The following is a 14,662-nucleotide window of genomic DNA, read 5'->3' as shown; positions in this document are numbered from 1 at the left end:
AGACTTGTTGTCAATAAAGACACCATCTCTTCCTTTTCCCGTTACTGGGGCAATAGTATCCCCAGCGTCGCAATAAAAATAAATACACCCCACATAGCTGCCACCAGCTGCAACCCGAACTTTTCTTTCTTCAACTTTTCTTCCATATACGGCAAATTATCAGCAGTGCTGTTTTGTAAAACAACTTTTCTTGTTTCCGCGAATAACAAAAAATTAAGCCCAAAAGTTATAATGAGTAATATAGCCGCGGTAAAGAAGCCTTCAATTGCCAACTTCCACATGCACACCCCAATCAAAAAATATATCGTAATTGATGACCCTAAAAGTGCTATACAAAGACGTATGGCAATAATTTTCCAAGTAAGATCAAATACACTGCCACCTATGTGAATTTTTCTAAACACCCACAACAAAGTAGAAACAGCACATGCCACGAAATAAATTAATATGTATCCATCCACTTATCCCACCTCAAAAGCTGCCGTGCTCCCTGTCTGTGTTTTCGTCACCCTCAACTTGGCGGGAATACGTTCTTCCAATCCTCCCACATGGGAGATCAGTCCGATCAGGCGGTTCTGCCCTTTCAATTCCTGCAGTGTCTTCATGGCAAGATCAAGGGATTCGGAATCCAGACTGCCGAAACCTTCATCAATAAACATGGCATCCAAATGGACACCGCCGGCATATTCCTGCACCACATCCGCCAAGCCGAGAGCCAGAGAAAGGGAAGCAAGGAATGTTTCCCCGCCGGAAAGGGTGGCCGCCGGTCTTGCCCTACCCGTATTGGCATCATACACTTCCAAATCCAAGCCTGCTGTTTTTCTGGCATCCGCTCTTTCCCCTCTTTTCCGAAGCAATTCGTAACGGCTGCCGCTCATTTCCATAAGGCGCAAGTTGGCTTTTTCCGTGACTGCATCAAGCAACGCTCCCAAAACAAAGCGTTCCAAATTGATTCCTGTATCTTTTCCTCTGGCAATATTCCACAAATTAGAAATAAGTTTATATTTCTTGTCAATTTCCTTTTGCTTTTCTGCTAATTTTACCAATTTATCCAAAGTTTCCTGTTGCTGTTTTAATTCCGTTTCCATAGCCGCTTTTTCAGTGGTTACCGTTTCTATTTCATTCAGCAATGCTAACCGCTTTTCTTCCCAAATCTTCATATCCGGCTTAATCTGATCTTTAGTAGCCGCCGTTTCATCTTTAATTTTTTCGTTTTCCGCATGGACAGCCCGGTCATAAGCGCTTAACGATTTTTCGTAGCCTGCCAGATTATTTTGTTCTTTTCTGTATTCATCGCATTGTTTCAAACTTTCAAAGCCTGCCCGCGCCACTTTTTCCCGGAGCAGCTTAACCTGTTCCTCTGACTTTTCGCGGAGCTCTTTTTCCTGTTCTCCCAAAATTTCTTTTTGTTTGCTGCTATTTTGAAATAATAATTCCGCTTCTTTTTGTATCTTTTCTGCTGATGCTAAAGCCTTTTCGAATGTATCAATTTCTTTTTGGATTTTCTCTATTTCTTTTTCCAGGATTTTTAAATCTCTATATCCATCAGGAAGTGTCTTTTCAAGCTCATCCAAAACGGCAGCGGATCTATCCAGATCTCCTTTGGCAACTACAACTTTTTTTATTCTGTATTCTTCAACTTTTTGTTGATCCTCTTTACTTGCCGCTTCCGCTTTTTTCATCAGAAATTCTGCATCTTTTACATCTTTTTCCGTCACATGGTCATCTCCGGACAGCGCAGGATGAGGATGTTCCAAAGCGCCGCAAACCGGACAAGGCTTGCCGGACTCCAACTTTCCAGCCAGCACAAAAGCCTGTCCATTTAAAAACATTTGGTTCCGACAAAGCCAATTTTTACGAACTTCTTCCACCTGTTTTTCTGAAACTGCCGCTTTTTCCTGAAGCTGCTTTTCTTCTTTTACAGCGGTTTCATATATTTTTTTATACTTTTCTACATCACCTGCTGCTTTTCCGTAAGATGCCGCCGAATCACGATATTGGTTTAATTTCCCTTTAGCTTCTATTTTTTTCTTCTGATCCACTTCTTGTTTTTTTAATAGTTCAAGCTCTTTATCAGCCGCCTCTTTTGCTTTTTCTTTTTCAGGCAGTCCTTTAAGAATAGATTCCAAAGCAGCATTAATCTTTTTCCACTGCTGTCTTGTACTTTCAGCAGCAGCCCACTCTTCCGATACCAGCTGGGATGCTTTTATCATTTTTACAGTTTCCCGAAGTTCGATATTTTCCTTTTTCCCGCGTTCCAACTGTTTCAATTGTTCAATTGCTTTTTCCATGCGTCCGAAAGCATCAAAAAGTTTGCTTGCCCCTGCATACTCCTTTTGGAAAGTCTCCTGTTTTATCGATAAAGCTTTCGTCACTTTCTCCTTTTCAGACAAAAGTTTTTTATTCTCCTCAATTTTTCCTTTTAATGCATCATCTTCTTCCACATGACAAGTTTCAAGTAAAGTCACTCTTGTCTGTTTCCCCTGTTCATAATCACTTTCCAGCTTTTTTGTTTCTTCCTGTAATTTCTTTTCAAAAGCAAGGTAAATACCTGTTTGGAAAAGTTGTTCCATGATTTTCTGCCGGTCCGACGAATCTGCCAACAACAGTTTACGAAAATCTCCCTGGGGCAGCAGGATAATCTGCCGGAACTGTTCCAATCCGACACCGAGCAGCTCTTCTACAGCACTGTCTACCCCCTTTGAAGTAATATGGGCTTTTTCTCTTCCTTCTTCATCTATTTCATAAAAGTCCGCTTTCCCTTTATGCTCTACAGGCTTGCTCCTGTTCCCCTTCTGCCGCTCCAGCAGCTGCGTGGGACTTCGATAGATACGGTAATGCCTGTCTCCTATGGCAAAATCGAATTCCACATAGGTTTTTCGGTCATATCCCACATAGTTGCTCCGCAAATCTTCTCCCGATCGGACGGCGCCGCTGGTTTTTCCATAGAGCGCGTAGCACATGGCGTCAAGGATGGTGGATTTCCCTGCGCCGGTAGGACCGCAAATGAGAAAGAGCGTATGATTCCCCAGAGCGGAGAAATCCAAATCCTCCTGGCCTGCATAAGGGCCGAAAGCACTGAGCCTGAGTCGTTCCGGTCTCATCAGTCGTCCTCCTTCCGCAGATCTTCCCACAGTTCCTTCATGTAGTTTTCCTCTTCTTCCGTAAATTCTTTATCCTGGAATTCCTTATAAAAAACGCGGAACATATCCAAAGGATCTACCTTTTTCATGAGGTCAAAGCTTCTTTCCCCGCTTCCGCTGTTCATCCTGCGATGGGACTGTATCGTCATCATACGGGGATATTTTTGACGGAGCCGCGCCATAGCATCAATGACAGGCCCTTCATCCAAGAGCTCCGCCATGAGGAAATCCTCACTTTCTCCCTTGATAAGATCATCAAAAAAACCTTTTATGATACGTACGTCATGACGGGGTGAAAGAGAAATGAATGTGGTCTTTACCTGCCCTGCTCCGTCTATTTCTCCTACAATGACTCCTTTTTTCTGGGTGGCTTCGCTGAAAGAATATTTCAAAAGACTTCCGCTATAGCGGACATTTTCCTTCCCCCCCGCCTGCTGAGGGCCATGAAGATGTCCCAGTGCCGTATAATTGTACGGCGCAAATATATCCGCGCTGATAAGATCCGTCCCCCCGATTGAAAGAGGCCGCTCCGAGTCACTCGCAGAGCCGCCCGCCACAAATTCATGGGCAATGGCGACTTTCCTTGCCGCATGTCCTATCTGCCGTAAAAGGAAATCCGAGAGCACCCGTTCCGCTTCCTCATGAGTATGGACATCGGCGGAAAGCGCTTCCCGCACCTTCCCCGGTTCCGCATAGGGAAGAGGGGCAAATGCCACTTCACCATCATCATCCTTCAATACGACAGGCTCTAAAGTGTGGTACAAGTCACCGCAAAGGAATAATCCGGTGCCGCGTAGAATGCGGCTGGCAAAAGACAGTCTTTCAGCGCTGTCATGGTTGCCGCTGATTACGATAAAAGGGATTTTCCGCTTTCCTGTGATTTCAGAAACCATTTCATCAAAAAGCTCCACCGCTTCCGCCGGCGGAACGGAACGGTCATACACATCTCCTGCCAGCAGGATGACATCCGGCTTCTCTTCATCTATCAAAGGCAGAAATTGATTTTTCAGAATCCATTCCTGTTCTTCCGTAAGATATTCCCCGTAAAATAATTTCCCCAGATGCCAGTCGGCAGTATGGATAAACTTCATAATATTCCCATCCTTATTTTTCCAATAAGTACCCTTCACTCATAAAGTGTGGCTCTTTCCCCCAATGATAATTGATCCAGACAAAACGGAGAATCCGGTTTTCATTTACACGGTACATCATATTTTCCGCCGTTCCCTTTTGTCCGCCCGCTCCTTTTTCCTTTATTTCCTGCAAATACGGCCGGATGTCCAGACGGATCATTTCATCCCCATTGGTGATAAGAAGTTCCCCATGGTTTTCCGTTGTATCCGATCTGAAATGAATAAGCCGCCGGTATCCGGTGACAGGAATTTCATTCCATTCATAGCTGCGGATTACCCGTCTTTGATCATAGTCAGATCCCAGCAGTTCTGTGAAGCGGTCATCATTTCTCAGCTGTTCCACCACAGGAAAGCGCCATGCCCCTTCACTGTACTTTAGATAATCATAAGCGCTCCGCAGTACTTCCGCATCTTCTTCAGAAATAGAGACCGGCAGTTTTAGATTTCCATCGCTTATCATTTGATTTTTTACCAGTACCCTTTCCAGGCGGCGTCCCTGGTCATAAACAGGCACATCAATAAGATTCAGCGGGGTCATGCTGCACAGGACGCCAATAATCCCCGCCAAAAGAAAAAGCGGGCAGGCGGCTCTGCGGAAAAAGGCAAACGCGATGACCGCCAGACCAAATCCGCTGCATATCATCGAAGCATACCGCGCCGCCGTCAATCCATAAGCCTCAAAACGGATATAAATACCAAGCGCCTGCACAACCATGACGGGGAAAAGCGCCAATGCGCCATATTTCAGAAACCGTCTGCTGCCATTGTCTGTCTCTTCATACAGGCAGAAATAAAATAAACTGAAAACGGCGACAGCAAAGGAAGCATACCAGTTCATTTTCCCCACAGGCATTTCCCAAAGAAACAGGATTTTCCCTATATATCCGTAAAGAATCGCCAGCAGAATTACATAAGCCGGCAGAAATACCCGTTTCAGCAAGTACAGGAAAGAGGCGGAACGCGGGCATTCCTTTTCAGAGGGAAAGCAGGACAAAAATACATTGATCCCGACAAGCACAAAAGAAAATGCACATAAAGCATATCCCCAGTTCCAAGCTATAGGAACGAGGAGCGCGTTAATGCCCAGAAGACAGATTCCACCCAGCCCCATCGTCAAAACAGCAATTCCGAACGCTTGGACAAAAGACACAAAAACGTGAGGAAACAACCCTGTTGCCATCTGCCTTTGCAAGAGGAAAAGACACAGACATGGCAGAGAAAAGGAAAGACCTGCCACATACATGGCAAAGTAATGATTCATCGGCATCATATGCCAGAGAAAATAAAATCCTGCCAGTGCGGGAATATTTACCGCCTCATAAAGCAGGGAAACCTTATGCTTCCATTCAAGCAGAAGCCGCCAAAGTACGGAAAATAAAATTGTAGATCCAAGGGAAATCAGAATATATCCCAGAGAAACAGGAAACAATTCATCAAAGCTCGTTTCGCCGGGCATGTACGCCACACGGCAGAAAACGATAAGAAAAAGAAACAGGGAAAAAAGAAATGCCGTGCGGAAACGGAGCAGCCCTTTTGCGCCGCGGTCCAGCATCTGTTTCACTTTTATTTTTATTCTTTCATTCATCTTATTCCTCCTGCCGAAGAGAACGCAGCAAAGCAATTTCCTTTTTATATCCCGGAAGTTCGTTAGGTGTTTCCAGAAAAAACGGCAATTCCCTCATGGCCGGATGATTGATGATCCGCGCGAAAGCCTCTGTGCCGATCGTCCCTTCTCCTATTTTCTCATGTCTGTCCTTATGGCTGCCCAAAGGATTCTTATCATCATTCAGATGGACTGCTTTCAACTTTTCCAGTCCGACAATTTGATCAAACCGTTTCAGAACGCCGTTCAGATCATTCACGATGTCATAGCCGCCGTCATACACATGGCAGGTATCCAGACAGACACCGACATGGTCTTTTCTTTCTACACGGGAAATTATTTCCGCCAGCTCCTCAAACGTACGGCCCACTTCCGTCCCCTTTCCCGCCATCGTTTCAAAAAGCACGGTAGTATTCAGGCCTTCCTGATCCATAGCATAATTCACCATATCCGCAATGAGAGGAATGGCAACAGCCGTCCCCTGTTTCAGATGGGCGCCGGGATGGAAATTATAAAGACACCGCGGCAGAAGGGACACCTTTGCCAGATCTTCCCTGATAGCAGTCCGCGCGAACTCTCTGACTTCTTCTTTCGTTGACGCGCCGTTCATCGTATAGGCGCCATGGCAAAGTATCTCTCCGAAACCGTGGGTATCCATCCATTCTTCCAGCTGCCTTATATCTTCCTTTGCTAACGGTTTTGCCGCCCCGCCCCGGGGATTGCGGGGAAAAAACTGGAACGTATTCGCTCCGAGTTCCGTCGCCGTCCTCGCCATATGGTAAAATCCTTTTGTAACCGACAAGTGGCACCCTATGGTAAACATGGCCACCTCCATTTTATTTTCTTTTTATTATATCAGAACTTTCCTTTCCCTTGACAAAAATGACAATCTTTTCCTGATGTTGTAAAATAAGAATGTTATATTATACTCAAAAATGGACATCCAAAAATTTGTCAAAAGTGAGGTTATTATGAAACATACAAAAATGACTGCCCTTCTCTGCACGCTGGCTCTTTCCGGCTGTATTTCCGCCACTGCTGCCCCACAGGCAGGCAGTACCCCCCTGGATCCATACCGTGCTGCCGTTCAAAAAATGAAAGACTTGGAAAAAGCGGAAAAGAAGGGAGAGCAAAGCGCTCCTGCTCCCGCTGCAGCGGCCCCTGCGGGTGATGTGAATTATACAGACGCCCTGCTGAAAGGCCTTGACATGACAGTAGCTGACGTACAGGCTTCCGTAGAGTCGGGTACCTTTAAGAATCTTTCCCCCGAGGCACCGAAGCCGGTTGTCGAACAACCGGCCGCAGAACCGGAACCGGCAGAAGAGCCCGAACCAGAAACGGAACCCGAACCGGTTTCCCCGCCGGTAAAAAAATACACCATCAGCCAGGGCGAAGCAGCCAATGAGCTCTCCAGCGACGGGAACTATGAAAATGGAGTTTACACTTCTGATAAAGCAGATGAAAATGCTCTCCGTGTCCCCATGGCATACATTACCGCCCCCAACACACAGATTACAAAAACAGGTGATTCTACCGATGTAGACAGTTCCAGGCTTTACGGACAGAATGCCGCTTTCCTTGCCACCCACGGCGGACGCGCGGCGATGACGGGCGCCCGTATTTCCTCTTCCGGCATTGGATCGACAGGCGCTTACGGTTACAGCAAGAGCACCTATATCAGCCTGAAGGATTCTTCCGTTGTTACTACGGGAAATAATTCCGCCGGCACCGCTGTTTCCGCCCGTGCCATGATGAAAGTGGAAAACTCCACCGTTTCTACCACAGGTGACAGTTCTCCTGCCATCATGATTGCTGACGGGGGCGGTATCCTCATCGCGGACGGCGGCTCCTTTACCACTTCCGGTGCTATGTCGCAGGGCATTTATTCCAAAGGCGACGTTACCGTCACCAATGCTTCCGTAAACGCACTGAACGCAAAAGCAGCCGTTCTTAAAGGAAATAATACAATCACCCTTTCGGGCACGATCCTTGAAGGAAAAGAAACAGCGGATACCATTCCTTACAATATCGTTCTCTTCTCTGATGAAAAAGATATCGGCACCATGGGCACCCAGCATTTCGATGTCCGCGGCGGTTCTCTTATTTCCCACAAAGGCGGCATGTTCTATGTAACCGCCACCCACGGTAAAATCTCCTTAAACGGTACCGCGATCACCATGGACGACCCTGCGGCAAACCTTATTACCGTCGCAGGCAATGACGGCGCAAACGGCTGGGGTACGCCGGGACGCAACGGCGGCCATGTGGAACTTGTCGCAGACAATCAGGTTCTCACCGGAAATATTTCTGTCGACTCCATTTCCAACATCAACATGACGCTGAAGAATAATTCCACCTTTAACGGAATGATTTCCATCGTCCCCAATGCGGAAGGCGGCGAAAAGTACAAAACAAACGCCGATGTCTTCATAGCGGCAGGCTCCACATGGAACCTTACAGGCAACTCCACGCTGACAAGCCTCTACAACTTAGGGACGATCAACTACAACGGTTATACTATTACCCTGGCTGACGGTACAGTCATGAAAGCATAAACAGTGCAAAAGAACGCCTCTCTTCACGGGAGGTGTTTTTGATTGCTTTCTTACAAAAAATCCTGCTCCACAAGAATGGATGCAGGATCGTGCACTTTATTCCCTTATCTGGCTTTCAGGAGCTTTTCCTCAATTTCATTTTTTGCTTTCCGCACAAAAGCAAGTATCTCTTCATTAAGCGGATAGCGGATCACACAGCCGGGAGATAAAATAATTTTCCGTCCCCCTGTCTGCCTGAGCGTTTTATAAATGCGGTATTCGATCTCATTCTTTCTGCCGCCGGTGATATCCATCCGCTCCAGCCCTGCCATGATGCATTTCCCCGTAAGCGCCTGCGCCTCGCCGATTTCAGGCAAAGATTCCCAGGCATGCCAGTTGAAAATCTGCACCGGATACTTCCTGAGCAGGGGAAACATGATGTCTTTCCCGTGAGCGTGGAGCACATTGCACCACCCTGATGATGCGGAAAGCACCGCCAGATCATAAGGCATACCGTACTCACGGTAAAAATCCTCTTCTCCGGCCGCATATGATGAAAGCTGGGTCGCAAAGAAAATGCCGTCCGCCCCCATTTCAATGACCCGCTGCACCAAAGCGCAGGTGCTCTCCGTAATCGCCCGAAGTCCCGCCTTGACTTCTTCTCCAAATCCCTCTGCCACATGTCTCATCAAGTCGGGACAGAGTTTATATGCCGTCGTCAAAGGACTGAACACGGTAAAAATCACCGGCACTGTGCCTCTTGTCTTATCCAGAAGAAGCCGCAGATATTCCTGTTCTCTTGCCAGAGCACCCGCATTCACCGATACCGGTTCCAAATCAAGCCAATCCTTTGGTCTGTGGACAGGTGTAGAAACGATTTTTGCCGCGCCGCCACCAGCGATTTCCGAGTAGTCCGCCACGGCACCAAAATCTTCAACGCTGTACATGCCGTTGTTCATCGTCTTTAGAATATCCACATCGTACGTTTTACAAAAACCGTAAGTCTGCTCCGCATTTTTTACCGGATCCAAATCAATAAGCGGCAAGTGGGACCACAAAGAATACGGAACCGTATCGACATCATCCCCGCGGATAGCGGCGGCAATTCTTTCCATTTTAGTCATCACGGTGATTTTCTTTTTCATATTTCCTCCAAAAGGGAACCGGACAATTCATTTGATTTCTTTTATTATAACGATTTCTCCTGAAATATAGAATCTTTCCAAATGAAAACGCCCTTCCCTATGAAAGGCGCTTTGTCTTACTTATGTGCTTTTTCCCAGTCCGCTTTAAAACGGGCAATGCCGATGTCGGTAAGCGGATGCTTAAGAGTGTCCATAAGCACCTGGTACGGAACAGTGGCAATATCTGCCCCCGCCAGGGCACATTGTGCCACATGCTGCGGCTTGCGGACAGAGGCAGCAATGATTTCCGTTTTGATCTTGTGGAGACGAAATATATCGGCAATCGTCCGAATCAGTTCTACGCCGTCCCAGCCGATATCATCGATACGTCCCACAAAGGGACTGACATAAGACGCCCCTGCACGGGCTGCCAGCAGTGCCTGCCCCGCCGAGAAAATCAAAGTCACGTTAGAACGGATCCCCATGTCAGACAGGGCACTCACCGCTTTCATGCCTTCTCCCGTCATGGGAATTTTCACGACCACATGGGGATCAAGTCCGGCGAGAACCTGTCCTTCAGCAATCATCTCTTCTGCTGTTTCAGAAAGGACTTCCGCTGATACCGGACCGTCCACAATCGATGCGATTTCTTTAATCACCGTATGGAAATCCTTTCCTTCCGCCGCGATTAGTGACGGATTTGTCGTCACTCCGGAAACGAATCCCATCGCTTTCGCTCTGCGGATGGCCTCCACGTCAGCCGTATCAATAAATATTTTCATTTTCTCGCTCCTTCATTTCCTGCCGGAGCCTCCGGCTTGTCATAATATCATTATGATACTGCTTATTCCTTTTCTTTACCACTCCAGATTCTTCAATTAATTGTATTGTCTTCTCAATTAATAGATTGTCTCATGACTTATGAAATATTCATAACCTTTGATAAAAGGATTCCATGAGCTATTGGACATTTATAGAGTAAAGCGTATAATTTATATATAAGTAACAAATTATATATTATGCCGAGGAGGCTTTTATGAAACTCACGCTTCTTGCATTGACCTATTTCCAAAAGACCGCAGAGCTCCAGCATCTGACCCACGCGGCGGAAGCGCTTCACATTTCCCAGCCGTCTCTGTCCCACACCATTAAAATGCTGGAGCAGGAGTTGGGCGTCCCCCTGTTTCGCCGATCCGGAAGAAACATCGTCCTCACCAAGTACGGAGAAATCCTTCTCAGCCATACAAACAGGATTATGAGCGAACTTAAGCATGCGCAGAAAGAGCTGGAAGACACCAAAGAAGCACAGGACATGACAGTGACGATTTCCATTTTCGCCGCATCCATGATTATTCCGGCATTCCTTACGGAATTTAAAAAAGAACATCCCCATATCCGTTTCGAAATCATCCAGCAGCGGGACCGTCAGGAAATAAACCATCACTCCCGTGTGGATCTGTACCTGTCAAGCAGTATCAACCCCATTGATACGGATCATTCCATCACACTCCTGAAAGAAGACATCCTTCTCGCCATGCCCGATACGAATCCGCTTGCCTCCCATGCCTCGGTTAATCTGGCAGACTTTGAAAAAGCGGATTTCATCACGCTCCAGCAAGGCGTCGCTTTAAGAAATATTACAGACTTTTACTGCAGGGCGGCAGGTTTCACTCCTCATGTCATTCTGGAGAGCGACAACCCCGGCACCGTACGGGAATTTATCAAAGCGGGTCTCGGCGTCTCCTTTGCACCGAGAATCACCTGGTACGGCGTCGGCGGCGACCATGTAGCACTTGTTCCTATCGCTACCCCAGGCTGCCAGCGGTACATCAGCCTGTCATGGGACGAAAACACACCCCTCACTCCGCCGGCAGAAGAACTGAAAAATTATTTCATTAAAAACTTTAAACGTTTCGCCGAACAATATGCCGGTGTAAACAGTTCTATATAACCATCTGCCATAAAGGAGCTTTCCATGAAAAAATTTTTCGCCGCCATCTTAACTGTCTTTCTTTCCCTCGGACTCCTTACCGCCTGTGGAGGAGGACAGCAGCATGGCGCCTCTTCCGCGCCGGCCGTTCAAAGCGTTGAAAGATCAGATACAGGAAGTGCAGATAAATCAAAAAGCCGCATCAGGCAGAATAAAATCTACACGGATTCCGATGCTGTTCAGAGCAGTGAAAATGCTAACAAAGGGAGCACGAACAAAGAAAAAATCAGTCGACAAAGTTACACAGGCTCCACGTCAGTTTCCCAAAGCGGTGAACAATTCAGCGCAAAAAGTCCGGGCAACGCGGAAATCCGTGTAGAATCGGATCAGGCCTATACCGATAAAGATCATGTAGCGGCATATATCCATATCTACAGGAAACTGCCGCCCAACTATATCACCAAGGCGGAAGCCAGAAGCTTAGGATGGAAAGATAAGGGGACACTTGATCAAGTCGCTCCGGGAAAAAGCATCGGCGGCGACCGCTTCAGCAATTATGAAAAAATCCTCCCTGACGCTCCGGGGCGCAGCTGGAAAGAATGCGACATTGACTACGTCAGGGGGAACAGGAACGCAAAACGTATCTGTTTCTCCAACGATGGCCTTATCTACTACACCTCATCCCACTATCAGGATTTTGAAAAAATATATTAAGAGATTGTCCTATGCAGATCAGACTTGCTCCTGAAAACTTCAAAACAAGAGAAACAGCCCACACCTACCTGAAGGAAATACTTCATCTCCCGGACTATTACGGCAGGAACTTAGATGCCCTCTACGACTGTCTCTGTGAAATCATTACGAAAACCACGATTACCGTTCCCCGCGTAATCGCTTCGGACGGCTACCTTGGGGAATATGGAAAAACAATGATTGCCGTTTTTCATGACGCTGCTAAAGAAAACAAAAAATTACAAGTAAACTTCGAGTAATCCTTTTCTACATCCGGCACTGCCCCTGCCGGATATTTTTTTGTGAAATACTTTTAAGCAGCAGGAGATATTCCGTCCCATATGAATGATGGAAACCGGTTTTATCTTGGGAAATATGTTTTGCTAAAAACAGTTCCCCCTTCCGCCTATCCATGATATGATTGACTTATATTCTGATAGATGGGAGTTTGCTATGTCACAGAATCCTGATTTTGAAGAGACTTCTCTCTTTGATCTTTTCCCGGCAGAAGAAAAGAAAACTGACAAAAAAGAACAAAAGAATGAAAAAACGGAAGATGCCGCACCGAAGGACGGAAGAGGGAAAGAATCGGCGGTAACGGCTGTAAAAGCAATCAAACCTGAAACGGCGCCCGAAAAAGAAGAAATACCGGTTCCGCAGCTGAAAGACTGTCCCGTTTCAGCAACACCCGCATGGACGGAAAAATTCTGGGAGTATGATATTACAAAACCGTCACAATGGATCCGTGACGATATGAAAGAGCACATGGTGGCAGAAGGGTTCACCAAAAGAGAAGCCAACCACATCTTCAGGGGTCTTGTATTTAAGGAAAAAATCTTCAATACCAAAAACCAGGCTCTTGCTTATTTGAAAACGGTTCCTACCACGTATGCGGTCAAGTATAAAATCGGAATCGAACCGTCTCCCCGGATGGTGTCTTTAAAAAAACGGCTGGACGACAAAAAGGCACGCCTTGAAGAATATAAAAACGATCAGGCCATGCGGAAGTTTCGTACGGAATTTGTTTCCTGCCCCGTATGCCGTTCAAAAATCAACAGCAGATATTTTACACCGCCCGCCTGTCCGGTCTGCCGCTGTGACATGCGTGCCGAATCAGTCATCCATACTTTGGAATCGCTGGAAAAGGCTGTCGCCGATTTGAATAAAAGATACGAATACGCTGCAGAAAAGCATAATTCCAGATTTACCGGCGGCGAAAAATGGATTATCCGCACGGTAAATACCCCTTCTCAGGATGAAAAAGAATAATGTTCCTATTGTTGCATAATTAAAAACCTCTTGATTCAAGGCGACCCCATAAAGCCATGGAAAAAGCATAGCAGAAATTACTGCTATGCTTTTTTCCATGAACCAATACAATATATTTGATACTCTACCAAACTTACTCATTCAAGTTTTTTACTCTGTAATAATGGTAGTAATGGATATAATTTCTTATTTCAGTTCTTTAAAGTCATAAACAAATATATCTACAGTAGCATTTCTATATCTGGTTTATAGAGAAAGTAATATATAAGATATCTATTTTTATCTTATTATCTTCAACCTGTCATACTCTCTTTTCTGCAACTTATCCCTATTTTTTACAATCCTCATTCATTTTTAGTTATGATAAGAAAGAAATTAAAGAATATTAAGTTATTTACAGAAAGGAGGCCCCTCGCTTCGACAACCAGACACCGGTACATATTTCATTTTCACTTAAATTGTACTTATATTGAAAGGAGTTTCCTAAAATGGATGTCAAAGAATTTATGAATTCTCCCATGATGTGGATTATGTCCAGTTTTATGATCATCAATATTCTCATCATGGCGGCTGTATTTATGCGCCAGGCGTTTAAAGCCGCCGAAGAAATGGGCATGGAAAAAACCGAGTGTATAGCAGGTCTCCGTTCATCTATGATTACCGCTATCGGCCCCTCCTTTGCACCAGTCATCGTCCTCATTGCTTTAATGGCAACTATTGGCGGGCCTACAGCATGGATGCGTATGAACGATATCGGTGCTGCACGAACTGAATTAGCTATGGCACAAATATCCGCCAATATGGCTGGTTCTTCCATCGAAGGAAATGCGCTCTCCTTGGCTGGTTTCGTATTTATTCTCTGGGGAGCAGCATTAAATAACTCAGGCTGGATTATCATCGGTGGTTATGGTGCACCCTTCCTGGACAAAGCAGTCATCTATCTGAAAGAAAACTTTAACGCCACTTGGATTAAATTACTGATGGCAGCCGCTTCTTTTGGTTTGTTCGCCACCTTGCTTTCCAATTCCATTATCAAGAAAACAATCAGCCTTAATAATTTGTATGCCGCACTTATTTCTTTCGTTGTTATGCTCATTATTGGTAAAGCATTTGCCAAGTATAAACGACTCCAAGAATTCAGCCTTGGCATTGCAATGTTAGTTGGAATGTTTGTTGCCGCATTTTTCTTTTAGC

The 14,662-nt window shown here is 45.9% G+C and carries 13 protein-coding genes; 6 read left to right on the top strand and 7 right to left on the bottom strand.

The features are described from left to right. Positions 1-41 precede the first annotated feature (41 nt). The 5 genes from GCWU000321_RS08735 to GCWU000321_RS08715 are packed head-to-tail and all read right to left on the bottom strand — an operon-like array spanning position 42 to position 6,702. Positions 42-461 carry a hypothetical protein gene (locus tag GCWU000321_RS08735; protein WP_007070873.1) on the bottom strand — a complete coding sequence of 140 codons (420 nt, stop codon included), beginning with the start codon at positions 459-461 and terminating at the stop codon, positions 42-44. Further along, on the bottom strand, positions 462-3,104 hold the full coding sequence (locus tag GCWU000321_RS08730; protein ID WP_007070872.1) for an AAA family ATPase: 2,643 nt from the start codon (positions 3,102-3,104) through the stop codon (positions 462-464). Continuing rightward, positions 3,104-4,234: an exonuclease SbcCD subunit D gene (locus GCWU000321_RS08725; RefSeq protein WP_040381598.1), complete on the bottom strand. Its 1,131-nt coding sequence runs from the start codon at positions 4,232-4,234 to the stop codon at positions 3,104-3,106. Before GCWU000321_RS08725 ends, GCWU000321_RS08730 begins: the two co-directional genes overlap by 1 nt. 13 nt (positions 4,235-4,247) lie before the next feature. Continuing rightward, the gene (locus tag GCWU000321_RS08720; RefSeq protein ID WP_007070870.1) at positions 4,248-5,861 is read right to left on the bottom strand and encodes a DUF4153 domain-containing protein; all 1,614 of its coding nucleotides are present in this window, start codon (positions 5,859-5,861) and stop codon (positions 4,248-4,250) included. 1 nt (position 5,862) lies between these two features. Then, positions 5,863-6,702, bottom strand: coding sequence for a deoxyribonuclease IV (locus tag GCWU000321_RS08715; RefSeq protein ID WP_040381596.1), 840 nt, complete (start codon positions 6,700-6,702; stop codon positions 5,863-5,865). A gap of 148 nt (positions 6,703-6,850) precedes the next feature. On the opposite strand from GCWU000321_RS08715, the gene GCWU000321_RS08710 reads away from it, so the two are divergent. After that, positions 6,851-8,434, top strand: coding sequence for a hypothetical protein (locus GCWU000321_RS08710; protein WP_156777765.1), 1,584 nt, complete (start codon positions 6,851-6,853; stop codon positions 8,432-8,434). Positions 8,435-8,538: 104 nt separating this feature from the next. Here the strand turns inward: GCWU000321_RS08710 and GCWU000321_RS08705 are convergent, their stop codons facing one another. Further along, positions 8,539-9,558 (bottom strand): uroporphyrinogen decarboxylase family protein, encoded by a 1,020-nt coding sequence (locus tag GCWU000321_RS08705; protein ID WP_007070867.1) that lies wholly within the window; start codon positions 9,556-9,558, stop codon positions 8,539-8,541. Positions 9,559-9,674: 116 nt separating this feature from the next. Continuing rightward, positions 9,675-10,319, bottom strand: a complete 645-nt coding sequence (gene fsa / locus GCWU000321_RS08700) for a fructose-6-phosphate aldolase (RefSeq protein ID WP_007070866.1) — start codon at positions 10,317-10,319, stop codon at positions 9,675-9,677. Between the two features lie 254 nt (positions 10,320-10,573). Between fsa and GCWU000321_RS08695 the strand changes: the two genes are divergently transcribed. From GCWU000321_RS08695 to GCWU000321_RS08675, 5 genes are all read left to right on the top strand, one after another. Then, positions 10,574-11,488 (top strand): LysR family transcriptional regulator, encoded by a 915-nt coding sequence (locus GCWU000321_RS08695; RefSeq protein ID WP_007070865.1) that lies wholly within the window; start codon positions 10,574-10,576, stop codon positions 11,486-11,488. A 24-nt stretch (positions 11,489-11,512) separates the two neighbouring features. Next, entirely contained in the window at positions 11,513-12,181 is a 669-nt protein-coding gene (locus GCWU000321_RS09525; RefSeq protein WP_007070864.1) for a ribonuclease domain-containing protein, read from the top strand. 11 nt (positions 12,182-12,192) lie between these two features. Continuing rightward, entirely contained in the window at positions 12,193-12,459 is a 267-nt protein-coding gene (locus tag GCWU000321_RS08685) for a barstar family protein (RefSeq protein WP_007070863.1), read from the top strand. Positions 12,460-12,652: 193 nt separating this feature from the next. Then, positions 12,653-13,468 (top strand): hypothetical protein, encoded by an 816-nt coding sequence (locus tag GCWU000321_RS08680; RefSeq protein ID WP_156777764.1) that lies wholly within the window; start codon positions 12,653-12,655, stop codon positions 13,466-13,468. A gap of 488 nt (positions 13,469-13,956) precedes the next feature. Continuing rightward, the gene (locus GCWU000321_RS08675; RefSeq protein ID WP_007070860.1) at positions 13,957-14,661 is read left to right on the top strand and encodes a DUF5058 family protein; all 705 of its coding nucleotides are present in this window, start codon (positions 13,957-13,959) and stop codon (positions 14,659-14,661) included. Position 14,662: the final 1 nt, after the last annotated feature.

The sequence above is a fragment of the Dialister invisus DSM 15470 genome (genome assembly GCF_000160055.1).
Lineage (GTDB): Bacteria > Bacillota > Negativicutes > Veillonellales > Dialisteraceae > Dialister > Dialister invisus.
Note: the sequence above shows the minus strand (reverse complement) of the source record. Positions and strands in the feature narration are given on the sequence as shown.

What these genes read in the sequence shown, in the direction of transcription:
- GCWU000321_RS08730 (WP_007070872.1), bottom strand. Translation starts at nt 3,104, where the DNA reads ATGAGACCGGAACGACTCAGGCTCAGTGCTTTCGGCCCTTATGCAGGC.
- GCWU000321_RS08725 (WP_040381598.1), bottom strand. Translation starts at nt 4,234, where the DNA reads ATGAAGTTTATCCATACTGCCGACTGGCATCTGGGGAAATTATTTTAC.
- GCWU000321_RS08720 (WP_007070870.1), bottom strand. Translation starts at nt 5,861, where the DNA reads ATGAATGAAAGAATAAAAATAAAAGTGAAACAGATGCTGGACCGCGGC.
- GCWU000321_RS08715 (WP_040381596.1), bottom strand. Translation starts at nt 6,702, where the DNA reads ATGTTTACCATAGGGTGCCACTTGTCGGTTACAAAAGGATTTTACCAT.
- GCWU000321_RS08710 (WP_156777765.1), top strand. Translation starts at nt 6,851, where the DNA reads ATGAAACATACAAAAATGACTGCCCTTCTCTGCACGCTGGCTCTTTCC.
- GCWU000321_RS08705 (WP_007070867.1), bottom strand. Translation starts at nt 9,558, where the DNA reads ATGAAAAAGAAAATCACCGTGATGACTAAAATGGAAAGAATTGCCGCC.
- fsa (WP_007070866.1), bottom strand. Translation starts at nt 10,319, where the DNA reads ATGAAAATATTTATTGATACGGCTGACGTGGAGGCCATCCGCAGAGCG.
- GCWU000321_RS08695 (WP_007070865.1), top strand. Translation starts at nt 10,574, where the DNA reads ATGAAACTCACGCTTCTTGCATTGACCTATTTCCAAAAGACCGCAGAG.
- GCWU000321_RS09525 (WP_007070864.1), top strand. Translation starts at nt 11,513, where the DNA reads ATGAAAAAATTTTTCGCCGCCATCTTAACTGTCTTTCTTTCCCTCGGA.
- GCWU000321_RS08685 (WP_007070863.1), top strand. Translation starts at nt 12,193, where the DNA reads ATGCAGATCAGACTTGCTCCTGAAAACTTCAAAACAAGAGAAACAGCC.
- GCWU000321_RS08680 (WP_156777764.1), top strand. Translation starts at nt 12,653, where the DNA reads ATGTCACAGAATCCTGATTTTGAAGAGACTTCTCTCTTTGATCTTTTC.
- GCWU000321_RS08675 (WP_007070860.1), top strand. Translation starts at nt 13,957, where the DNA reads ATGGATGTCAAAGAATTTATGAATTCTCCCATGATGTGGATTATGTCC.